General features: G+C 74.5%; 20 protein-coding genes. 4 read left to right on the forward strand and 16 right to left on the reverse strand.

The genetic code is table 11. The annotated features are described in order from the left end of the window. The first annotated feature begins 94 nt into the window (after positions 1-94). Positions 95-5,143: a GH92 family glycosyl hydrolase gene (locus tag IG69_RS0104375; RefSeq protein ID WP_245616078.1), complete on the forward strand. Its 5,049-nt coding sequence runs from the start codon at positions 95-97 to the stop codon at positions 5,141-5,143. Positions 5,144-5,244: 101 nt separating this feature from the next. Here IG69_RS0104375 and IG69_RS0104380 read toward each other — a convergent pair whose 3' ends face one another. The 5 genes from IG69_RS0104380 to IG69_RS0104400 all read right to left on the reverse strand — a co-directional run bounded on the left by IG69_RS0104380 (position 5,245) and on the right by IG69_RS0104400 (position 8,591). Then, positions 5,245-5,874, reverse strand: coding sequence for a class III extradiol ring-cleavage dioxygenase family protein (locus IG69_RS0104380; protein ID WP_030526959.1), 630 nt, complete (start codon positions 5,872-5,874; stop codon positions 5,245-5,247). Beyond that, positions 5,871-6,761, reverse strand: a complete 891-nt coding sequence (folP, locus tag IG69_RS0104385; protein ID WP_211250964.1) for a dihydropteroate synthase — start codon at positions 6,759-6,761, stop codon at positions 5,871-5,873. The genes IG69_RS0104380 and folP overlap by 4 nt, the downstream gene beginning before the upstream one ends. Then, positions 6,758-7,711: a glucosyl-3-phosphoglycerate synthase gene (locus IG69_RS0104390; protein ID WP_036829059.1), complete on the reverse strand. Its 954-nt coding sequence runs from the start codon at positions 7,709-7,711 to the stop codon at positions 6,758-6,760. Before IG69_RS0104390 ends, folP begins: the two co-directional genes overlap by 4 nt. Next, positions 7,711-8,208, reverse strand: coding sequence for a DoxX family protein (locus IG69_RS0104395; RefSeq protein ID WP_030526962.1), 498 nt, complete (start codon positions 8,206-8,208; stop codon positions 7,711-7,713). The genes IG69_RS0104390 and IG69_RS0104395 overlap by 1 nt, the downstream gene beginning before the upstream one ends. 101 nt (positions 8,209-8,309) lie before the next feature. Beyond that, positions 8,310-8,591 (reverse strand): DUF427 domain-containing protein, encoded by a 282-nt coding sequence (locus IG69_RS0104400; protein WP_030526963.1) that lies wholly within the window; start codon positions 8,589-8,591, stop codon positions 8,310-8,312. Positions 8,592-8,717: 126 nt separating this feature from the next. On the opposite strand from IG69_RS0104400, the gene IG69_RS0104405 reads away from it, so the two are divergent. Continuing rightward, entirely contained in the window at positions 8,718-9,497 is a 780-nt protein-coding gene (locus IG69_RS0104405; RefSeq protein ID WP_030526964.1) for an isocitrate lyase/PEP mutase family protein, read from the forward strand. A gap of 18 nt (positions 9,498-9,515) precedes the next feature. On the opposite strand, the gene IG69_RS0104410 is transcribed toward IG69_RS0104405, so the two are convergent. The 7 genes from IG69_RS0104410 to IG69_RS0104440 form a co-directional block, all read right to left on the reverse strand. Next, positions 9,516-9,815, reverse strand: coding sequence for a putative quinol monooxygenase (locus tag IG69_RS0104410; protein WP_030526965.1), 300 nt, complete (start codon positions 9,813-9,815; stop codon positions 9,516-9,518). A 76-nt stretch (positions 9,816-9,891) separates the two neighbouring features. After that, positions 9,892-10,383 carry an SRPBCC family protein gene (locus tag IG69_RS0104415; RefSeq protein ID WP_030526966.1) on the reverse strand — a complete coding sequence of 164 codons (492 nt, stop codon included), beginning with the start codon at positions 10,381-10,383 and terminating at the stop codon, positions 9,892-9,894. A 97-nt stretch (positions 10,384-10,480) separates the two neighbouring features. Further along, complete coding sequence (locus tag IG69_RS0104420; protein ID WP_030526967.1) at positions 10,481-10,810, reverse strand: putative quinol monooxygenase; 330 nt, start codon at positions 10,808-10,810, stop codon at positions 10,481-10,483. 107 nt (positions 10,811-10,917) lie between these two features. Further along, a complete protein-coding gene (locus IG69_RS0104425) occupies positions 10,918-11,424 on the reverse strand; it encodes a DUF1097 domain-containing protein (RefSeq protein WP_051750222.1) in 507 nt (168 codons plus the stop codon). 43 nt (positions 11,425-11,467) lie between these two features. Then, positions 11,468-12,502 carry an NAD(P)-dependent alcohol dehydrogenase gene (locus tag IG69_RS0104430; protein WP_211250965.1) on the reverse strand — a complete coding sequence of 345 codons (1,035 nt, stop codon included), beginning with the start codon at positions 12,500-12,502 and terminating at the stop codon, positions 11,468-11,470. 3 nt (positions 12,503-12,505) lie between these two features. Next, a complete protein-coding gene (locus IG69_RS0104435; RefSeq protein ID WP_030526970.1) occupies positions 12,506-13,321 on the reverse strand; it encodes an iron-sulfur cluster assembly protein in 816 nt (271 codons plus the stop codon). Further along, positions 13,321-14,364 carry an amidohydrolase family protein gene (locus IG69_RS0104440; protein WP_030526971.1) on the reverse strand — a complete coding sequence of 348 codons (1,044 nt, stop codon included), beginning with the start codon at positions 14,362-14,364 and terminating at the stop codon, positions 13,321-13,323. The genes IG69_RS0104435 and IG69_RS0104440 overlap by 1 nt, the downstream gene beginning before the upstream one ends. Before the next feature lie 163 nt (positions 14,365-14,527). On the opposite strand from IG69_RS0104440, the gene IG69_RS0104445 reads away from it, so the two are divergent. Next, positions 14,528-16,024, forward strand: coding sequence for an AAA-type ATPase lid domain-containing protein (locus IG69_RS0104445; protein ID WP_030526972.1), 1,497 nt, complete (start codon positions 14,528-14,530; stop codon positions 16,022-16,024). 102 nt (positions 16,025-16,126) lie between these two features. Continuing rightward, entirely contained in the window at positions 16,127-16,822 is a 696-nt protein-coding gene (locus tag IG69_RS0104450; protein WP_169742036.1) for an SDR family NAD(P)-dependent oxidoreductase, read from the forward strand. Between the two features lie 18 nt (positions 16,823-16,840). Here the strand turns inward: IG69_RS0104450 and IG69_RS0104455 are convergent, their stop codons facing one another. The 4 genes from IG69_RS0104455 to IG69_RS0104470 all read right to left on the reverse strand — a co-directional run bounded on the left by IG69_RS0104455 (position 16,841) and on the right by IG69_RS0104470 (position 21,927). Beyond that, the gene (locus tag IG69_RS0104455; protein WP_030526974.1) at positions 16,841-17,566 is read right to left on the reverse strand and encodes a glycosyltransferase family 2 protein; all 726 of its coding nucleotides are present in this window, start codon (positions 17,564-17,566) and stop codon (positions 16,841-16,843) included. Beyond that, positions 17,563-18,954 (reverse strand): bifunctional PIG-L family deacetylase/class I SAM-dependent methyltransferase, encoded by a 1,392-nt coding sequence (locus tag IG69_RS0104460; protein ID WP_030526975.1) that lies wholly within the window; start codon positions 18,952-18,954, stop codon positions 17,563-17,565. The genes IG69_RS0104455 and IG69_RS0104460 overlap by 4 nt, the downstream gene beginning before the upstream one ends. After that, complete coding sequence (locus tag IG69_RS0104465; protein ID WP_051750224.1) at positions 18,951-19,979, reverse strand: hypothetical protein; 1,029 nt, start codon at positions 19,977-19,979, stop codon at positions 18,951-18,953. Before IG69_RS0104465 ends, IG69_RS0104460 begins: the two co-directional genes overlap by 4 nt. Before the next feature lie 121 nt (positions 19,980-20,100). Then, complete coding sequence (locus IG69_RS0104470; RefSeq protein ID WP_030526977.1) at positions 20,101-21,927, reverse strand: GAF domain-containing SpoIIE family protein phosphatase; 1,827 nt, start codon at positions 21,925-21,927, stop codon at positions 20,101-20,103. Between the last annotated feature and the right edge of the window lie 140 nt (positions 21,928-22,067).

Genomic DNA, 22,067 nt, shown 5'->3' on the forward strand with positions numbered 1-22,067 from the left:
CGCCCCCTCGACGGCCTCACCTGCCGCGTCGTCGCCGCCCCGGACAGCCGGCACGACGCCCGACGCGGGCGAGCACGGAGGACCGATGGGTGTCATGACAAGGTTCCGCGCGGGGGCCACCGTCCTCGCGGTCGCGGCCGCCACGGTGTCGGGAGCGGCGCTGCCGAGCGCGGCCGCCCCGGCGCCGGGCGACTTCTCGACCTCCTTCGAGGAGGGCCAGCCGCAGCCGGCCGACTCGAGCGTCGAGCAGGGGCCGAAGGGCCCGCTCCAGCAGAACGTCACCGGCACGGCGTCGACCGACGGCAGCCTCCTCGGCCAGGTCACCGACGTGACGGCCAGCGCCGAGAACGCCCCGAACGAGGCCGCCTCGAGCCTCGCGGACGCCAACCCCGACACCAAGTGGCTCGCCTTCGAGCCCTCCGGCTGGGTCCGCTACGAGCTCGCGAAGCCGGCGACCGTCGTGAGTTGGTCGATGACCTCGGCCAACGACTCCCCCGAGCGCGACCCGAAGGACGTCACCCTCCAGGGATCCGCCGACGGCACGACGTGGACCGACCTCGACCGCGAGACCGGCCTCGACTTCCCGCAGCGCTTCGCGACCCTCGACTTCGAGGTCGACGCCCCCGCCGAGTACCGCTTCTACCGGCTCGACGTGACGGCCAACCACTCCGGCGGGCTCGTGCAGCTCGCCGACTGGGACATCAGCGACGGCACGACCGGCCCGGGCACCGTCTCGCCGATGGTGACGCGCACCGGCCCCGGCCCGATCTCCGGCTTCAACATCAAGCCGCTCGTCGGCTGGACCGGCGTCAAGGCCCTGCGCTACTCCGGCGGCCACACCGCGGCCGGACGGGGCTACGCCTGGAACCGGCTGTTCGACGTCGACGTCCCCGTCGGGCACGCCAGCCGCCTCACGTACAAGATCTTCCCGGACATGGTGAGCGGCGACCTGACCTACCCGTCGACGTACACGGCCGTCGACCTGCGCTTCACCGACGGCACCTTCCTCTCGGACCTGCGGGCCACCGACGCCCACGGCACCGAGGCGAGCCCGAGCGGCCAGGGACGCGGCAAGATCCTCTACGCCAACCAGTGGAACGCCGTGACGGTCGAGCTCGGCCGGGTGGCCGCCGGGCGCACGGTCGACGCGATCCTCCTCGGTTACGACAACCCGACGGCGGCAGCCGACACCCGCTTCGGCGGCTGGCTGGACGACGTGAGCATCGAGGGGAAGCCCGCCGTCGTCGACGGCCGCGAACTGACCAACTTCGTCGACGTCCGACGCGGCACGAACGCCTCGGGCAGCTTCTCGCGCGGCAACAACCTGCCGATCAGCGCGCTGCCCAACGGGTTCACGTTCCTCACGCCGGTCACCGACGCGACCTCCCAGTCGTGGCAGTACTACTACCAGTCGGCCAACGACGAGCGGAACCGCCCTGTCCTGCAGGGCCTCGCGGTCTCGCACGAGCCGAGCCCGTGGATGGGTGACCGCAACCAGCTGTCCGTCATGCCGTCGACCGCGTCCGGCACGCCCACCGGGGACGCCGACGCCCGCGGCCTGGCCTTCGACCACGCGACCGAGATCGCGCACCCCGACTACTACCGGGCGGTGCTCGAGGACGGCACCGTCGCCGAGCAGACCCCGGCCGACCACGGTGGCGTCTTCCGCTTCACCTTCCCGAAGGACACGGCCACCGGCCACCTCGTCCTCGACACCGTCAATGACGACGGGGAGTTCACCGTGCAAGCCGGCACGAACACGGTGACCGGCTGGGTCGACAACGGCAGCGGCCTCTCGGCCGGCCGCAGCCGGATGTTCGTCTACGGCACGTTCTCGCAGAAGCCGACCGGCGCCGGCACCGCCCCCGACGGGCACGACGGCACGCGCTACGCCACCTTCGACACGAGCACCGACCGCGCCGTGACGCTGCGGCTCGCGACCTCGTTCATCTCGCTCGACCAGGCCAAGCACAACCACGCGCTCGAGCTCGCCGGGCGTGGCTTCGACCGCGTCCGCCAGGCCGCCAACGCCGCGTGGAACGCGCGGCTCGGGGTCGTCGAGGTCGAGGGCGCGAACGACACCGACCGCTCGACGCTGTACTCGAACCTCTACCGGCTCAACCTCTACCCCAACAGCCAGTTCGAGAACACCGGGACGGCCCGCTCGCCGAAGTACGCCTACGCGAGCCCGGTGTCGCCGAAGGACGGTGACGCCACCGCGACCCGCACCAACGCGAAGGTCGTCAAGGGCAAGATCTACGTCAACAACGGCTTCTGGGACACCTACCGGACGGTGTGGCCGGCCTACAGCCTCCTCTACCCGGAGGTCGCCGCCGAGCTGGCCGACGGCTTCGTCCAGCAGTACCGGGACGGCGGATGGGTCGCGCGCTGGTCCTCGCCGGGCTATGCCGACCTGATGACCGGCACGAGCTCGGACGTGGCGTTCGCCGACGCCTACGTCAAGGGCGTCGACCTGCCCGACCCGCTCGCGGCCTACGACGCCGCCGTGCGCAACGCCACGGTGCTGCCGACCTCGAGCGCGGTCGGCCGCAAGGGCATCGACACCTCGACCTTCAAGGGCTACACGAGCAACGCCACGCACGAGTCGGTGTCGTGGGGGCTCGAGGGCTTCGTCAACGACTACGGCATCGGCCAGATGGCGAAGAAGCTGGCGACGGACCGCCGGACCCCGAAGGACCGACGGGCCCAGCTGCGCGAGGAGTCGGCGTACTTCCTCGAGCGGGCGACCCACTACGTCAACAGCTTCGACCGCGAGACCGGCTTCTTCCGCGGCCGCGCGGCGGACGGCGACTTCCCGGACGCGGCGTCCTTCGACCCGGAGGACTGGGGGGGCGACTTCACCGAGACCAACGGGTGGAACTTCGCCTTCCACGCACCGCAGGACGGCGTCGGCCTGGCCAACCTCTACGGCGGACGGGACGGCCTCGCGAAGAAGCTCGACGAGTTCTTCGCGACGCCGGAGACCGCGACGAAGCCCGGCGGCTACGGCGGGGTCATCCACGAGATGCTCGAGGCCCGCGACGTCCGGATGGGGATGCTCGGTCAGAGCAACCAGGTCTCGCACCACATCCCGTACATGTACGACTGGACGGGCCAGCAGTGGAAGACGGCCGAGAAGGTCCGCGAGATCATGCGGCGTCTCTACGTGGGCGGCGAGATCGGGCAGGGCTACCCCGGCGACGAGGACAACGGCGAGATGTCGGCGTGGTACCTGCTCTCGTCCCTCGGCATCTACCCGCTGCAGGTCGGGTCGTCGCAGTGGGCCATCGGCTCACCGAAGTTCACGAAGACGACCGTCCACCGCACGCAGGGTGACCTCGTCGTCGAGGCGCCCGGCAACTCGGAGCGGGCGATCTACGTCCAGGGCGTGAGCATCGACGGCAAGCGCCAGTCGGGCGTGTCGATCGACCAGTCGCAGCTGGCCGGCCGCACGACCGTCCGGTTCGCGATGGGCACGCGCCCCTCGTCGTTCGGCTCGCGGCCGCAGGACCTGCCGCCGTCGCTGACGAAGGGCACGGACGCGCCGAACCCGCTGCGCGACGCCACCGGCGCCGGGCGTGGCTCGGCCACGGCCACGGCCACCGGTCTCGCGGACGGCAGCAGCGCCAAGTCGCTGTTCGACGACACCTCGCGCACCGCCGCGACGTTCACGACCAGGCGACCGACGGTGTCGTACACGCTCTCCGGCCCCGGGCAGCGCGCCACCTGGTACACGCTCACCTCCGGTCCCCAGAAGGGCGACCCGACGGCCTGGCGGCTCGAGGGCTCGAAGGACGGCAAGCACTGGAAGACCCTCGACCGGCGCTCCGGCGAGACCTTCCCGTGGCGGGTGCAGACCCGGCCGTTCGAGATCCGCCACCCCGGCGCGTACGCGAGCTACCGGCTCGTCGTCACCGCGGCGAACGGTGCGGTCAACCTCTCGGAGGTCGAGCTGCTGACCGACGGCACCAAGGCGGCGCGAGGACCCCTGTCGGTCACCGGTGCCGACGCGGCGGAGACCTCCGTCGGCCGCGAGTGGTCGGGCACGCTGGCGACCTTCGCCGGTGGGCGCGGCGGTCAGGAGACGGCGCCGACGGTGACGGTCGACTGGGGTGACGGCACCTCGTCCCCCGGCCGTGTCAAGGTCGGCGACCTCGGGACCTCGACGGTCAGCGGGTCGCACACGTGGACCGAGCCGGGCTTCTACCAGCCGCGGGTCACGGTGACGTCCGGCAAGGAGTCCGCGAGCGGGCTGGCCGCCGTGACCGTGCACCAGGCCGTCGTCCCGTCGTACGCGAAGGGCTTCGACCTGCAGTGCATCGGTGACGTCGGCACGGCCGTCCCCTGTGACGGCGGCCGGTCCGGCATCGCCCGTCAGGCCCTGGCCGACGAGGGCGTCGTCCCCGGGCGGGTGCAGACCGTCCCGGGCACCGACCTGCGCTGGTCGCTGCCGGCCGTGCCGGCGGGTGAGCCCGACAGCGCGTCGGGCGCCGGGCAGACCCTCGACGTCACCCTGGCGCCGGGTGCGACGCGGATGTCGCTCATCGGCACCGCGACGCAGAAGGACCAGGACACCACCGCCACGGTGACGTTCGACGACGGCTCGACCGCGGACTACCCGCTGCAGTACGGCGACTGGTGCGGCTCGGCGAAGTTCGGCAACACCGTGGCCGTCGAGCTGGCCTACCGGACGAACGGGACCGGGACGGACCCGTGCCGCCTCAAGCTGTTCGCCACGGCGCCGCTCGAGGTGCCGTCCGGCCGGTCCGTGGTGTCGGTGACGATGCCCGAGCAGACCGGCGACCCGCAGACGGCCGGACGCGTCCACGTGTTCGCCGTCGCCGACGACGGTGCCCCCGTCGCCCTCGACGCGGCCGGGGCGACGACCGCCCGGCGCGGCAGCGCGACGACGGTGCCGCTCGGCACGGTGTCGGGCGGCGTGCCCGGCGAGGCCTACACGGCTCGCGTGCAGTGGGGCGACGGCAGCGTGACCGAGGACGCGACGCTCGCTGCGGGCTCCGACGGCGCCGTGCGCCTCTCGGGGCGGCACACCTGGGCCGCGGCCGGCACCTACACGGTGACGGTTCTCGCGGGCGACACCCGCTCGGACGTCGTCGGCACGCTGGTGGTCACCGTCCGCTGAGCGCGTCCGCCGCCGGCTCGACGCACGAGCTCGTTCGCGAGACCCCGGTTCCGAACCGGGGTCTCGTGGACATTTCGGGGTGACCCCGAAATGTGGAGGCGCTAGGGGAGGGTGAGGCGGGCGACGACGTGGAGGACGCCGAACGGGTCCTCGGTGTGCAGTGCCTCGCAGCGTGCGCGAACCGTCCCGTCGGCCCTGCCGAGGACACCGGCGGCCACCTGGAGCGGGGCGCGGCCGTGCACGAGGAGGTCGGCGCAGAGCGCGGGGTCGAGCGCCAGCAGCGCCTCGGCGTCGGCCGCGCGCAGCGCCGCGACGAGCGCCTCGTCGACGGCGAACGCCCGTTCGTCGAGGTGCCCGGGGGCCTTCTCGCCCCGGCGCGCGCTGCCGTCGGCCACGACGACGACCGAGGCCTCCGGATGCGACGCCGCCAGGGCCTCCCCCGCCGCCGCGCAGCGGTCGACGGGCGCGTCCCACGGCACGACGGCGACCTCGGCGACGGGGAGACCGGCCAGGCCTGCGAGGTGCCGGCCGACCCGCTCACCGAGCGGCGGCCGGGTGCCGCGCTGCTCGCGGTCGTTGGCGACGACGAGGACGACGGGGTCACCGTCCGGGACGGCGGCGGTGAGCGCCTCGACGGCGCACGACCGCAGCTCGGCCGCGGCGTCGGTGCGCCCGGAGTACTCGGGCAGCAGCATCGGCGCGCTGGGGACGACGACGACCGAGCGGCTCACGCGAGCCCCCTGACGGTACGGGCCGGCCGCAGGTCGCCGGCGACGACGGACACCATGTCGAGCACCTGACGCGTCTCGACGACCTCGTGCACGCGGTAGACCTGGGCCCCGAGCCACGCGCAGAGCGCCGTCGCGGCGAGCGTGCCGGTCAGCCGCTCACCCACGGGCAGGTCGAGCGACTCACCCACGAAGTCCTTGTTGGACAGCGAGACCAGCGTCGGCCAGCCGAGCGACGTCAGCTCGTCGAGCCGCCGGGTCACCTCGAGCGAGTGCCACGTGTTCTTCCCGAAGTCGTGCGCCGGGTCGATGATGACCCGCTCGCGCTCCACGCCCATCGACACCGCGCGCTCGGCCTGGCGCAGCAGCGACGACCGCGCGTCGGCCACGACGTCGTCGTACTCGATGCGGTGCGGCCGGGTCCGCGGCGTCACGCCGCCGGTGTGCGTGCAGACCAGCGAAGCACCGAACTCAGCTGCCACGGTGGGCAGCTCGGGATCAGCCCCGCCCCACGCGTCGTTGATGAGGTCGGCGCCGACCCCGCAGACGGCGCGGGCGACCTCGCTGCGCCAGGTGTCGACGCTGATGACGAGGTCGGGGTACTCGCCGCGGACGCGCTCGACGAAGCCGACCACCCGACGCTTCTCCTCGGCGGCGTCGATCTCGACCCCGGGTGCGGCCTTGATGCCGCCGATGTCGACGATGTCGGCGCCCTGCTCGGCGACCATCCGGACGCGGTCCAGGGCAGCGTCCTCGGCCCAGCTGATGCCCTTGTCGTAGAACGAGTCCGGCGTGCGGTTGACGATCGCCATCACCAGGCGCGCCGAGGCGGGGTACTCGTGCCGACCCAGCCGGAGCACTGCCCCACGTCCCGCAGCGGACCCGCTCATCGCACCGTCTCCGTCCTCGTGGCGTAGCCCTCGACCGTCACGGCCGGCGGCCGCTCGGCGAGGTCGACCTCGCGGGGCCGTGGCGTGAAGCCCTCGGCCGTCCGCTCGTACTGCGTCAGGGTGGCGCGGCCGTCCGCGACGCCGGCCGCCGCGTCGACGCCCCGACCGAGCCTGGCCTCGACCGCGGCCAGCACCTGGACGGCCATCGGACCGAGCGTGTCGTGGCGGTGGTGCCGGTGCGTGCGACGGCCGAGGTCGACCTGCGCCACGGCGTCCGCCCCGAGGAGGGCGGCGGTGTCGACGAGCGCCGCGATCTCGACCCCGTAGCCGACCGGCACCGAGAACCGCTCGAAGGCGGAGCGCCGCACCGCCCACTCGCCGGCCAGCGGCTGGACGAGCCCCGCGAGCTCCGGGTGGTGCAGCGCGAGGAGCGGCCGGGCGACGAGCTCGGTCACGCGACCGCCCGTCTCGGCCTCCCGGCCCTCGGCGTCGAGGAGCGGCCGGTCGTAGACGGCCTTGACGAGGGCGACCCCCGGGTCGGTGAGCAGCGGGCCGAGCAGGCCGCTCACGAAGTGCGTCCCCCACTCGACGAGGTCGGCGTCGAGGAAGACGAGCACGTCGCCGCTGGTGACGTGGAGCGCCTTCCACAGCGCCTCGCCCTTGCCGCGGGCCGGCCCGAGCCCGGGCAGGACCTCGGCGGCCGCGTGCACGGTGGCGCCGGCGGCGCGCGCGACCTCGGCGGTGCGGTCGGTGGAGTCGGAGTCGATGACGACGAGCTCGTCGAGGAGCGGCACGTCCTCCACCCACGCCCGGCGCACCCCGGCCACGACGTCGCCGACGGTCGCCTCCTCGTCCCGCGCGGGGATCACCACCGAGACGGTCGTGGCGCCCTTGGCGGCGAGCAGGTCGGGGACCGACGGCCCGGGGCCGCTCACGGTGCGGACCGGCATCAGGCCCCGCCGGGGGTGGGACGACGGAAGACGGCGAGCAGGCCACCGGCCGCGAGCAGACCACCGACGGCCGCGGCCAGGCCCCACCACGCGCCGGCGAGGTCGAGCCCCGCGGCGGCGTCGACGGACCAGCCGCCCGGGCCCACGACCGCGAGCGCGACGGCGGCCATCGCGACGAGGAGCACGTACTCCCAACCGCCCTTGAAGACGAAGTAGCCCTTGCCGCGGTGGTCGGTCAGGGCGGCGACCGCCATGAGCCCGACGAAGGCCATGGCGGCGAGACCGGTGAGCAGGCCGAGGGTCACGAGCACGCCGGCGACGATCTCGGTGCCGGCGGCGAGCCGCGCGTGCAGCCACCCCGGGCGCAGGCCGAGCGACTCGAACCATCCGGCCGTGCCGGACAGCCCACCGCCGCCCCACACCTTGTTCACGCCGTGGAGGACGAGCATCGGCCCGAGGGCGAGCCGCAGCACGAGCATCCCGAGGTCGAGGTCCATCCCGCTCCCGTCAGTCGCCCCGCGCACCGGCGGGGTGGCCCGGCGAGCCCGGGCCGTGGCCCGGTCGGGCCGCCATCACTCTAGGTCTCGGCGCCGGTCGGTCAGGCGGTGACCTCGACGCCCTTCCAGAAGGCGTAGCGGCCGGTGATCTCGCGGGCGGCGTCCTTCGGCTCCGGGTAGTACCAGGCGGCGTCGGCGTTGACCGTGCCGTCGACCTCGAGGCTCTTGTAGCTCGCGGTTCCCTTCCACGGGCAGACCGTCGTCGTGCCCGAGGGGCGCATCAGGTCCTCGCGGACCGACTCGGCGGGGAAGTAGTGGTTGCCCTCGACGACGACGGTGTCGTCGCTCTCGGCGACGACGGTCCCGTTCCAGATGGCCTTCATGTCCGCTCCTTCGCGTGGGTCTGCGGCCGGGCGCTCCCGGTCAGGGGCGGAAACACCCGACGGGCTGGCCCTCTTCCCGGGCGGCGAACGCTTGTCGAAGCCTGTGCCCCGGGTGAGGATGGGCCGGTGACCGACACCGCCGCCCGCGCCACCCACCTCCTCGAGCTGCACCGCGCCCCGGAGCTGCTCACCGTCGTCAACGTCTGGGACGTCGTCTCGACCACCGTCGTGGCGGACGTGCCCGGCACGCGGGCCATCGCCACGGCATCGCACTCGATCGCCGCGATGCTCGGCTACGAGGACGGCGAGAACATCCCGGTCGACGAGATGCTGGCCGCCGTCGAGCGCATCGTGCGTGCCACCGACCTGCCGGTCACGGCCGACCTCGAGTCCGGGTACGGCGACCCGGCCGGCACGGTCGCCCGCGCGGTCGACCTCGGCGTCGTCGGGGCGAACCTCGAGGACGGGATGCGCCCGCTCGCCGACTCCGTCCGGGCCGTCGAGGCCGCGATGGGCGCCGCCCGTGACGCCGGCGTGCCGGACTTCTGCCTCAACGCCCGCACCGACGCGTTCGTCAAGGCCGAGGGCCGCAGCCCGCAGGAGTGCCTCGACGCGGCCATCGAGCGCGGCCGGGCCTACCTCGACGCCGGCGCCCCGCTGGTGTTCGTCCCCCGGGCCACCGAGCGCGCGCACGTCGAGGCGCTGGTCGAGGCGTTCGGCCCGCAGCGCCTGACCCTCATCGGCGTCCCGGGCACCCTTCCCCTGGCCGAGCTCGAGCAGCTCGGGGTCGCCCGCGTCTCGTACGGGCCGTGGTCGCAGCGGGTGGCGCTCACCGCCCTGCAGCAGCTCGTCGAGGGCGTGCACGAGGGCCGCGGCCTGCCCGAGGGCACCCGACCGCTCAACTGACCCCCGGGTCGGCGTCGGTCAGCCGGCGTCGACCGGCACGAGCGGGTGGATGGCGATGTCGCCGGCCAGCGCGCCCTGCGCGGCCCCCATCGCCGCGGCGATGTGCGGCGAGGCCATGTGCGCGTCGAGCGCCTCCTGCCCGGTCCAGCGCTCGACGGTGACGAAGACGCCCGGGGCGGAGGCCGACTCGTAGAGGTCGTACGCGAGGCAGCCCTCCTCCTGCCGGGTGGCCTCGACGAGCGTGCGCAGCGCCGCACGGAGCGGCTCGACGTGCTCGGGCGCGGCGGGGATGGTGGCGACGACGTGCAGCTCGGCCATGGGGGTCTCCGTTGCTCGGGGAGCCCCAGCGTAGGGCGCCGGGCGCCGTCCACGGCCGCGGCGAGCGGCCGGCCTCTCAGGACTCGGCGAGGGCCTTCCAGGTGAGCAGCTGGCGGCGGGCCATCACGAGGTCGCCGACCGCGACGGCGGGCGCGAGCAGGCGTCCCCGCGCCATGACGAGCTTGAGCAGCAGCCGCGTCGAGGCGTCACCGGTGGGCTCGAGCCGGTAGCTCATGACCGCACCGAGGATGCGCCCGGTCAGCTCGCGCCCGGGTGCGACGGCCACGACCCGGCCCACCGGGCGGCCGGCGGTGCTCGTGAACGGGTCGCCGACCGCGAGCGGCGGGAGGTCGAGCAGCTCCCGGGGCGAGGGGCGCCCGAGGTTGTCGACCCAGTCGTAGGAGTAGGGCGCGACCCGCAGCTGCGTCACCCACGGCCACACCCGCTCGGGCGGAGCGTCCACCGTCACGCCGCGCCAGGCCTGCAGCGCCGGCCGGGGCACGATCGCGTCGCACCCGTAGCGCAAGGCGACCTCGTCGTCCGTCACGCCCCAGCGGTCACCGATCACGGGTCCATCCTCCCGGACGCGCCGGCCGGAGCGCGACGAGGGCGCCGGCCTCCCGGAGGGGTGGGAGACCGGCGCCCGGGGTCGACGGGGTGGTGGCTCAGCCGCGGGGCTGGATCTCGCCCATCGGGCCGAAGCCGTCGACCTCCTCGGCGTCCACGTAGATGATCTGCGGCTGCGCCGAGACGATGTCGGGCATCTCGCGCATGAACCGCTCGACGTGCGGCTGCGCCATGTGCTCCTTGCCGGCCGCGTCGTCGCGGAAGCCCTCGATGCAGACGAAGGTGCGCGGCTCGTGCACGCTCTCGGAGAACTCGAAGAAGACGTTGCCCGGCTCGGCCGTGACGTGCTCGACGTAGTACCGCGAGAGCTCCTTCCATTCCTCGAGCCGGTCCTCGCGGATCGGGAACTTGACGGTGATGAGGATCAAGGGGCTCTCCTTCTGCCGGGGGGGGTCCGTACCGGCTCCACGGTAGGGGCGCGGCGGTGGTGGCGACCCGTCCGGCCCGCAGCAGCCAGGTCGGACGGGTCGCCGGATCAGAGGGCCGCCGGGGCGGCGGGGGGCTCCGCGGCCGGCGGCCGGGCGGCACCCGAGCGCCCGTCGACGAGCGCCTGGATGCGGGCACCGGCGACCGCCGAGGCCCACCCGAGGACGGCGCCGACGACGACGGCGACGACGGTCGACCAGAAGGACGCCCCGTTGCCGAAGTACGACGCCGCGCCGAAGAACGCGCCGGGGATGAACGACAGGACGAACCAGCCGGCCTGCAGGCACATCGCGGCGGCGATGACCGCGACCGCGACCGCGAGCGCGCCGGGGAACGTGGCGACGCCGGCGAACCAGACGGCCAGCCAGCCGTAGACGACGCCGGACAGCGCCGAGGCGAGGATGCGGACGAACCCGTCCCGGTTGCCGCCGGCGGCGTAGAAGCCGGCCCACACGACGAACGCGATCCAGGTGACCAGGCCCAGCTCGACGCTGACCTGCGTCCAGATGCCCGCGAGGACGCCGATGGACACGGCGACTCCGATGTAGCTCTTCACGACGGACTCCTTCGTCCGGGAGGTGAGGTGGGGTCGCGCCCGGTCAGGGCACGAGGATGGCGCGGCCGCGGACGGCGCCGTTGTCGAGGTCGGTGACGGCCTGCTGGAAGTCGTCGAGCGCGTACTTCTGCGTGTGCAGCGTGACCAGCCCCTTGGCGGCGAGCGCCATGAGGTCCTGGAGGTCGTTGTACGAGCCGACGAGGTTGCCGATGACGTTCTTCTCGCTCGAGATGAGGTCGATCGTCGGGACGTCGACGTTCTCGCCGTAGCCGACGACGTGGTAGTCGCCGGCCTGCCGGGTCATCGCGAGGCCCTCGGCCGTCGAGCCGTTCTCCCCGACGAAGTCGACGACCACCTCGGCCCCGTGGCCACCGGTGAGGTCGAGCACGGCCTCGACCTGGGTGCCGTCGGCCGCGACCCCCTCGTCCGCCCCGATCGAGCGGGCGAGGTCGAGCGCGGCAGGGATGCGGTCGACGACGACGATCCGCGCCGGCGTCAGGGCCTTGAGGACCTGGATCCCGATGTGCCCCAACCCTCCTGCGCCGATGACGACGCAGGTGTCGCGGGGCGTGAGGCGCCGGGCCGCCTTGGCGGCCGCGTGGTAGGCGGTGAGCCCCGCGTCGGCGAGGGCCGCGACGTCCGACGGCTCGAGCGAGTCGTCGATCCGCACGCAGGAGCGCGCCGAGGTCAGCAGGTACTCGGCGTACCCGCCGTGGGTGTCGATGCCCGGGAACGCGCTGTTCTCGCAGTGCACGTCGTCGCCCGAGCGGCACGCGCGGCACAGGCCGCACGTGACGAGCGGGTGCAGGATCACCTTGTCGCCCTCCGTGACGTTGGTGACCGCCGACCCGACGGCGTGCACCCACCCGGCGTTCTCGTGGCCGATCGTGTACGGCAGCGCGACCTGCGACTTCTCGGCCCACTGCCCCTCGAGGATGTGGAGGTCGGTGCGGCACACGCCCGCCCCGCCGATCCGGACGACGACGTCCCACGGGCCGGTGGCCTCCGGGACGGCCTTCTCCGTCATCTCGAGCTTCTCGTGGTAGCCGACCACCTGGACGGCTCGCATGGTGCTCATGGGTCAGGACTCCTTCGGGGTGGCGTCGGCGACAGCGGTGCCGCTGGTGAGGGGGGTGAGGGGCAGCAGCAGGTGGTGGTCGGCGGGCTCCGCCCCGTCGGGCCGGGGCGCCTGGTCGGCGCCGGAGCCCTCGTAGCGGGTGCGCAGCAGGCCGCGGCAGAAGTGCGCGTTGCCGTCGATGCTGATGCGGGTCGAGCGGGCCCGGCGCAGGAACATCGCCGTGTCGCCGGCCACCGGCGGCCGGCCCTCGTGGTCGACGAGGACCGGCGCGTCGGGCGCGTCGGGCAGCCCGAGCGCCGACCGACGGGACAGCAGCGCGTCGCGCTCCCGGCCGGCCGGCAGGTCGCGCAGGCGCACCGACCTCAGCCCGTCCTCCGCGAGAGTGGAGTCCGCCCGCAGCAGGGCGGTCAGGCAGCGTTCCATGGCGGCGGTGTGGGCCTTGCGGCGGAAGGTGGCCCGCAGCTCCTCGAGGTCCTTCTCGGCCTCGTGCCCGAACGTCCCCCGGTACCCCGCGTCCGCGGCGAGCCCGCGGTTGATGAGGTCGGAGTCGTGGTGGTCGTCGAGCTCGACGACCACCCGCCCGACCCCCGCGAGGCCGGTCAGGGCGTCCTTGCTGTCGGAGGCCATGAGGTAGGCGAAGTTCGGGGAGCAGAACGACGTCGGGAGGCGCAGGTGCACCGTGACGTCGCCGCCGTCGACCTCGACGGAGCGGACGAAGCCGAGGTCGGTGATCGGCTCGTCGAGCTCGGGGTCGAGGACGCCGGAGAGCGCGGCGCGGACGTCGGCGTCGGTGACGTCCCGCGTGGCGAGGGCGGTCATCAGACCGTCGCCAGGTCGGCGGCCTCGGGGTCGCGCGGGCCGGTCTCGGTGGCGTCGGCCTCGGGCAGGCGCAGCTCGGCGGGCACGTCGATGCCGTACATCTTCGCGGCGTTGAGGCCGAGGATCTTCTTCTTCTGCGCCGTCGTGACGGGCGCGTACTCGCTCATGTCCTCGGGGATCTGGAAGTCGACGAACTTCTCGACGAGCCACTTCGGCGTCCAGATCGCGTAGTCGCTCGAGAAGAAGATGCGGTCCTCGCCGATCCAGTAGAGGAGCTCGCCCAGGATCTGCGCGAAGTAGCGCGGCCGGGTGTGCATGAACGGCATCGCGACGGCGAGCCCGCCGTAGACGTTCGGCTCCTGGGTGGCGATCCAGCAGAAGTCCTCGAGGCGCGGCAGGCCGACGTGCTCGACGATGAAGTTGAGGTCGGTGAAGTCGGTCGCCACGTGGTCGATGTCGGCGACGTCGAAGGCGTCGCGGTCCAGCGGCCGGATGGTGGGGCCCTTGTGGATGTGGATGTTCGTGACGCCGAGCTCCCGGCAGGCCTCGAGGTAGCGGTAGGCCCACGGGTCGGTGAGCTTCCAGCCGCGCGACTCCCCGTGCCACTCGGCGGTGTAGAGCTTGACCCCGGTGAACTTCATCTTCTCGTGGTCGGCCCGGAGCTGCTCGAGGCCCTGCTCGCCGTTGCGCGGGTCCCAGTTGTGGTTGTACGTCAGCCGGCCGGGGTTCGCGGCGGCGAGCTCGTACGCCTCCTCGGTCTGACCGAAACCGTTGCGGTAGAACTCGGTCAGGGCTGCCGGCTGGAAGATGGCGTGGTCGACGTAGCCGTCCTCGAAGAGGTCCTTCATGAGGCGCTGACCGCCCTGGTAGAGGTACTCGTCGTAGGTCCACACCTCGCTCTCCGGCGACAGGTTGCGGTGGTAGTCGTAGAAGCAGTCGATGAACTGCTTGCCGTGGACGTTGCGCAGGTTCTCCGCCCGCGCGTCCCAGAGCGCGATGTGCGCGTCGACGATGAAGTAGCTCTCGCCGTCCTTGGTGTACATCCCCGATGTCTCCGTTTCCCCACGACCTCGTCGTCGTGGACCCCACCGACGCTAGGTCGGCCACCGGAGGCGTCCCAGACCCCTCGTGTCCCACTTTGGGACACGGATCGCTGGCCGCCCGGACGGTGCGGGGTTACCGTCGGGAGGTCGGAAGGAGTCGGCGATGGGGCCGAGCGGCGGGTCACCACTCCCGGAGCGGGCGTCCGCGCCCTTCGGTGCCCCGGGGTCGGCCGTCGACCACCGGCTGCTCGCCTCGTGGCGCCGCAGCGAGGAGTACGGCGTCTCGCTCGAGTCCGTCGAGCCGGTCTGGGTCGGGCCCGTCGCCGACGGGTCGCTGTTCGCCGAGTGCGGCGGCGCGGTGCTCACCGACCTGCACCGGACGCTGGCCAACGAGCCGCTCTCGCTCATGCTCACCGACCCGGACGGGCTGGTCCTCAACCGCTTCTCCGGCGACACCTCGCTGCTGCGCGCCCTCGACGCCGTGCACCTCGCGCCGGGGTTCGCCTTCTCCGAGCGGGAGGCGGGGACCAACGGGCTGGGCCTGGCCCTCGCCGACCGCACGCCCTCGCTCGTCCGCGCCGAGGAGCACTACAGCGCGAGCCTGTGCACGTACACCTGCGCGGCCGTCCCGGTCCTCGACCCGGTGAGCGGCCGGCTCGAGGGCAGCGTCAACATCACGACGTGGGCCCGCTCCTCGGCCGACCTGCTGCTCGCCCTCGCGCAGTCGGCCGCGAGCACGACGAGCGCGATGATGCTCGCGCGCTCGCGGGGTCGCGCGCCGCGGACCCCGCCCAAGGGCGGTGTCTTCCGGGTGCAGCGCGGGCGCCTCGAGCCGGGCGCGGGCACGCTGCGCAGCGTCTCCGGCCCCTGGGTCCGCGCCCTCGAGGAGGCGACCGCCGGGCTGACCGCGGGCCGGGTCGTCGCCGCGGTGGGCGAGCCGGGCGCCGGCCGCGCCACCCTGCTCGCCCAGGCCCTGCGCCGGGCCCACCCGCACCACCGCATCCTCAGCGCCGCGGCGCCCGCCCCCGACGACGTCGAGACCTGGCTGTCGCTGTGGACCCCGGAGCTGACCAAGCCCGACACCGCCGTCGTCGTCGAGAACGTCGACACCCTCCCCGCGTGGGCCGCGGCCGAGCTGCACCGGCGGGCCGTCGACGCCCTGCGATCCTCCCCCTCGGGCGAGCCGTCCGACCTCGCGTGGGCCGTCACCACCGAGTCGCTCGAGGCGGTGCCGGCGCCCCTGGCCGGGCTCGTCGCCTCGGCCGTGCGGGTCGCACCGCTGCGCGAGCGTCCCGACGACGTCATGCCGCTCGCCCGGTACGTCGGCCACCAGACGCGGATGCGCGAGGTCCACTTCACGCCCGCGGCCGAGCGCGTCCTCACGACGTACGCGTGGCCGGGCAACGTCGACGAGCTCGTGCGGGTCGTCCACGGGGCCGCCACCCGCGCCGAGACCGTCGACGTGCGACACCTGCCCGGAGAGCTGACGGCCACCCGCGGCCACCGCCTCTCGCGGCTGGAGTCGCTCGAGCGCGACGAGATCGCGCGCACCCTCACCGCGCCCGGTGTCACCGTCAAGCAGGCCGCGACCGAGCTCGGGATGAGCCGCTCGACCCTCTACCGCAAGATCAGCCACTACGGCCTCGACGACCTGCGCTGAGACATCGCTGGGGACGGGTCGGGCGGAGTCGTCGCCCGAGCGGTGCCGCCTTGCCATGATGACCCGGGGCGCCGAGCAGGCGGCCGCCCCGGAAGGAGCGTCGTGCCCAGGGTCGTGGCCATCACCGGAGCGTGTTCGCAGACGGCGGTCGAGGCGGCCGCACGCTTCGCCGGACGGGGCGACCGCATCGCGCTGCTGTCACGCACCCCCATCGCGGTCGACGAGCTCGTCACCGCGCTGCGCCGCTCGGGGACCGACGCGATGGGGGTCGTCGTCGACACGACCGACCCCGACGCCGTCGAGTCCGCCGTGGCCCGCATCGAGGTCGAGCTGGGGCCGGTCGACGTCTGGGTCAACACGGCCGACGACCCCGCCGACCGCAGCTTCCGCGACCACGAGCCGCGCGAGTTCCGGGCGATTACCGAGCAGCTCTACCTCGGGCACGTCCACACGACGATGGCGGTGCTCGAGCGGATGCGCGAGCGCGGCCGGGGCACGATCGTCCACGTCACGTCGGCGGCCGCCCGGCGCGGCCGGGCCGGGCAGTCGGCCCGGTCGGGCGCGGAGGCCGCGGTCCGCGGCTTCCACGAGTCCGTCACCGAGGAGCTGCGCACCGAGGGCAGCCCGGTGCGTCTCGCGCTCGTCGAGCGCGGCGAGGGCGACAGCACCGCGACCGCCGCGTCGGCAGTGCTGCGTGCGGCCGCCGGCTCGTCCCCAGGGGAGCTGACGGCGGCGGCCGGGCTCCTCGCCGCGGCCGCGACGGGGGTCGGGATGGCGGTGCGGCGCCGCCGACGCTGACCCGGACCGCGCTGCGGCTCAGGCCGGCTCGACCTCGGCACTCGGCGTGACGAGGAGGTCGCCGAGGTACGCGGCGAACCCGCCCGGCGACCGGCCGACGAGCCGGGCCGAGGTGACGACCCGCAGCCGGTCGGTGGCGACCGACGCCCGCCCGGCCGCCCGGACCCGGCGGACGAGCTCGACGTCCTCGTGGGTGGGCCACGGAGGAAAGCCACCGGCCTCGTCGTAGGCGTCGGCGCGGACGCCGAGGTTCGCCCCGTGGACGTGGGGATGGCCCTCCTCGAGGACGTGACGGGCGCGCCACGCGGCGGCGGCGCCGGGCGCCAGGTCGGGGTGCGGCTCGACCGTGCCGACGACGAGGTCGTGGCCGGCGTCGGCGAGCCGGACCTGCTCGCTCAGCCAGTGCACCGGCACCTCGGAGTCCGCGTCGGTCGACGCCAGCCACGTCGCGGTGCTCCCCGCGCGCGAGGCCCCGGGGAGCGACCGCCCGACGGTGACCGCGAGGTGCCTCGCGGCACCTGCCGCACCGGCGTCGAGCGTCACGGCGAGGGCCGGGTGCGCCGCGACGACGGACGCCGACGCGTCGCGGCAGCGGTCCAGGGCGACGACGACGTCGACACCGATCCCGGATCGGTGAGCGGCGAGGTCGCGCACCGCCCGGCCGATCGCGGCGAGGCAGCGGCCGAGGACGAGCTCCTCGTCGCGCGCCGGGACCGCCACGACGACGTGGCGCACGGGTGTCACGCGCGTCCCTCGCGCTCGGCGACCGAGCCGGGCAGGCCGCCCCACAGGTCGACGACCACGTCGTCGTCCTCGAGGTGCAGCCGGTGCGGGAGATCCTCGAGCACGGAGGCCGCGACCTCGTGGACGAGCGGGCCGTCGAGGGGCACGTCCTCGGTGGCGTGGCGCCAGTGCACGAGGAGCACCTCACCCGAGGAGGAGAGGGCCGACCGGACACGCCGCAGCGTCTCGAGGAGCTCGGTCGGCCGCAGGAAGTACCCCACCTCCGAGAGGACCGCGAGATCGACGACGTCCTCCCGCGACCCGTCGTCCGGCAGCGCCTCCGGCACCCGCCCCAGCACCCAGGTGACGTGGGTCGGGGCCTCGCGTCGGGCGAGCTCGAGGGCCCGCGCGCTGACGTCCGTCGCCGTCACGCGGTCGGCCCGTTCGGCCAGTAGGCGGGTCAGGACCCCTGTGGCGCAGCCGATCTCGAGGACGTGCTCGTATCGCTCCCTCGGCAGGACGGCGAGCGTCAGGTCGCGCTTGCGTCGCTCGTAGAACGAGCCGTGGAACCCCCAGGGGTCCTCGCCGTCGTCGTACATCGCGTCGAAGGCGCCCGGCTCCACCCCGCGCGGGAGCTCCGGCAGGGCGCGTCCGTCGCCGAGGAGGAGCTCGGCCGGGCGGGAGGCCCGGCGCAGCACCTGCGGCGGGAGCACCGGCTGGTCCCCCGCGGCCGGCCCGAGCGGGGCGGACTGCGAGCCGTACTCGCGCAGCGCGACGGCCCGCCGGTCGTGCGCGGCCCGGTCGAGCTCGACGACGTGGGCCCTGGCCCAGGGCAGTTCGTCGGGAGTCGCCCAGTGCCACAGCCACACCGGGTACTGGAGCAGCGTCGCGCCGCGCCGTCGGGCGACCTCGTCCGCCGCGGCCCCCAGGGCGTCGTGGTCCGGGTGGCCGTCCGAGCTCCACGGCGCGACGACGAGCGAGCCCGGGCGCACGAGACCGTCCAGCGCCGTGTCGAGCTCGTCGCGCCGCTCGGCCAGCGACCCGTCGCCGAGCCCGAGGTGCCGCAGCTCCGCGCCGGGCGCGAGCGCTGCCACGGCGGCGGCGGCCTCGTCCCGGCGCACCGGGGCGAGCCGCTCGGGGTCCCACACCGAGGCATCGGGGTGCGAGCCCTCGCCGTCGGTCGCGACGACGACGCGGACGAGCATCCCGGCGCGGGCGGCCATCGCCAGCAGGCCTCCCGCCCCGAGCGTCTCGTCGTCCGGGTGCGCCGCGAGGACCAGCAGCTCGTCGTGGGCCGCGGCGAGGGCGGGCACGTCCAGGACGGGGGCGAGCGCCCAGCGCGGGTCGCCGAGCCAGCGGCCCTCACCGGTCCCGGCGTCGGTGTGCCGGAACAGGACCGGGTCCGTCATCGGGCCCCTCCGGTCTCGAGGACCATCGCACCGAGCGCGGCGAGGTCGCGCTCGGCGTGGTGCTGGCGCAGGTAGACGGTGAGGTCGGCGACCCGCCCCGCGTGCTCGTCGTCGGCGGTGAGCGGCGCCGGTCCGAGCGCGTGGCCGACGAGGCGCAGCACCTCCTCGGCGGCCTCCGCGACGACCGCCCGCACCCGCGCCGCGAGCAGCGCCCCGGCGGGGCCGTCGGCCGTGCCGTCCGCGATCTCCCGCGCCGCGTCGCGCAGGGCCAGCAGCGCGGCGTGGAGCAGCCGGTCGGCGGTGCCCAGGTGCACGAGCGCGACCTGGTCCGGCGGGCGGCGCGCCGCCGCGTCGACGAGGCGTCCCGCGACCGCCGCGGCCGCGCCGAACCACACCGCCGCCACCCCGATCCCGCCCCAGGCGAACCCGGGCCGCTCGAGGTACCACGAGCCCTCGCCGACGGGGACGGCCGGGACGTCGGTCAGCGTCATCGAGCCGGTGCGGACGGCGGCGAGTCCGCGCGGCACCCAGCCACCGTCGTCGTGCACGACCCCGGGATGCCGCAGCGGGACGGCGTACAGGCCGGGACGCTCCCCCGCGTCGACCGTGACGAGCGCGTGGCTGACCACGGACGAGAGCGAGCACCAGGCCTTCGTGCCCTCGAGGCGCACCGACCCCTTGCCGGCCGTGCGAGCGGCCAGCACGGTCCCGGGCGCGCGGGCCGCATAGACCCCGAAGCTGCTCGTCGCGTCGACGCCGAGCGTCGAGAGGTCCGGGTCTCCCGCCTGCGCGAGGATCGCGACGGCGTCGAGGTGGGGCTCGGCGGCGCGCGCGAGCGTCAGGTCGAGGGAGCCCAGCGTCGCGAGGGTCGACAGGTAGCGCCACGGGTCGGCCGCCAGCCCCTCGGCCACCCGGTGCTCGTCGCGGGCGACGGCGAGGCCGGCGGCGACGTCACGCCCGTCCGGCTCGAGGTCGGGGCGTCGCCACTCCTGCGCCCGCCACGTCGTGTGCACCCGGGCGTCCACGCCCCACCGTCCTCACCGCCCGCCAGGGCCCTCGTCATCGTCGGCGGGGGGGCGTACCCCGCGGGGCGGGATCCACACCTGCGGCGGCTTCGCGGGTGACGCGAACAGCCGGTCGGACGGGTCAGGCGCTCATCCGGGGGGCTGCGACGCCGCCACCGGCGGTGGAGACGACCGTGCGGCGCAGCACGAGGGCTGCGACGTCGTCGTCGGCCGACTCGTCGCCGACGGTGCGGACCAGCCGCGAGAGCGCGTCGTCGAGGGTCGCCCCGCGCAGGGCGCGCATCGCGTTCTGCAGCCGGGTCAGACCCGTCTCGATGTCCTCGTCGCGGCGCTCGACGAGCCCATCGGTGACGAGGAGCAGCGAGTCGCCCGGGCCGAACGGCAGCTCGAGGCCGTGCCGGCCGTCGGCGAGCCCGAGCGGCGGGCCGTCGGCGTCGGGCAGTCGCTCGACGCTGCCGTCGGGGTGGGCGAGCAGCGGAGGCAGGTGCCCGGCGCTCGCGACGTGCAGGGTGCCGGCGCGCGCGTCGGCGAGCACGTAGACGAGGGTCACGAGCTGGTCGGCGTCGAAACGGGTGACCATCCGGTCGAGCGCGTCGAGGACCGACTCCGGCGTGGGGTCGACCGAGGCGAAGGCGCGCACCGAGGCCCGCATCTGGGCCATCGCGGCCGAGGCCGCGACCCCACGACCCATGACGTCACCGACGAAGGCCACGTGCCGGCCGTCCCCGACGGGGAAGGCGTCGTAGAAGTCGCCGCCGACCTCGGTGCGGCCGGACGGCTCGTAGCGCCAGGCGACCTCGAAGTCGTCGTCGCCGGTGAGCCGCTCGGGCAGGACCGCCCGCTGCAGCTGCTCGGCGACGGCCCGCGTCTGCCCGTAGAGGTCGGCGTTGTCGAGGGCGCTGGCCGCGCGCCGGGCGAGGTGCTCGGCGAAGCGGACGTCGTCCTCGTCGTAGTGCCGGCCCGGTGTGCTCGAGCCCCACGTGAGCAGGCCCGCGACCCGGCCGCGGACGAAGAGCGGGACGATGAGGACGCTGCGCAGGTCGAGGGCGGCGAGCGCCGCGCGGTGACCGGCGTCACGCGCGGTGCGGTCGAGGAGCTCGTCGGTGACCTCGGAGACGAGCATGGGCCGGCCGGTCTCGACCACGCGGTCGAGCCACGAGCCGCCCGCTGCGCCCTCGGGCCACCGCTCCCGCATCGCGGCGACGAGGTCGGCCGCGGCCGGGTCGGTGTGCGCCGAGGCGAGACGGCGGAGCGAGCCGCGTCGCACGACGTCGACGGCGCACCAGTCCGCGTAGCGCGGCACCGTCATCCGGGCCATCTTCGCCGTCGTGGCGCGCACGTCGAGGCTGCTCGCCAGCTGGATGGAGGCTTCCGCGAGAAAGGCGAGGCGGCTGGTCTGCCTCTCGGCGACGGCGGCGGCCTCGATGCGCTCGAGCGCCTGCGCGCAGGTGTCGGCGAGGACGTCGACGAACTCCAGCGCCGCGGGGTGCGGGGCGACCGCCTCCGGCACGGAGAGGTGGATCGCGCCGATCGTGCGCTCGCTGCCCTGCAGCGGCACCGTGATGATGGTCCGCTCGCCGCGGCCGGCGATCTCGGGGAACCGCCGGCTGATCTCGTCGGCACCGACGACGACGACGCGCTCGCCGGTGCGGATGGCGTGGGCCATCGAGTTTCCGGAGGACAGCGGGAAGGTGCGCCAGGCGCTCGCCTCGTCGGAGGGCAGCCCCCGCACCCCGATGAGACGGGCGTCGGTCTCGCCCTGCCGCAGGCCGAGCGCGGCAATCGTCGCGCCGACGGCATCCGCCATGTGCTCGGTGACGACCGTCGTCACGGCCTCGACCGTCGTGGCGCGCACGAGCTCGTTCGTGACGTGCGCGAGCTCGGTCAGTGTCTGACCGACCTGGCGGGGGAGGCGCGGCGTGCGCGGCGCTCCGTCGAACGGCTCCACGCTCGTCATCCTCGCAGGTGGAACGACTGCTTGTCAGCACCGACCATCGGGCAGGGGTCGAACGGACCGCCGCCCGGAGCCGCTCCGCCCCGTCCTCACGCGGCGTCCGGACCGTGCATCGACCGACGAATGTGTCGAAT

The organism is Phycicoccus jejuensis, assembly GCF_000720925.1.
GTDB lineage: Bacteria > Actinomycetota > Actinomycetes > Actinomycetales > Dermatophilaceae > Phycicoccus > Phycicoccus jejuensis.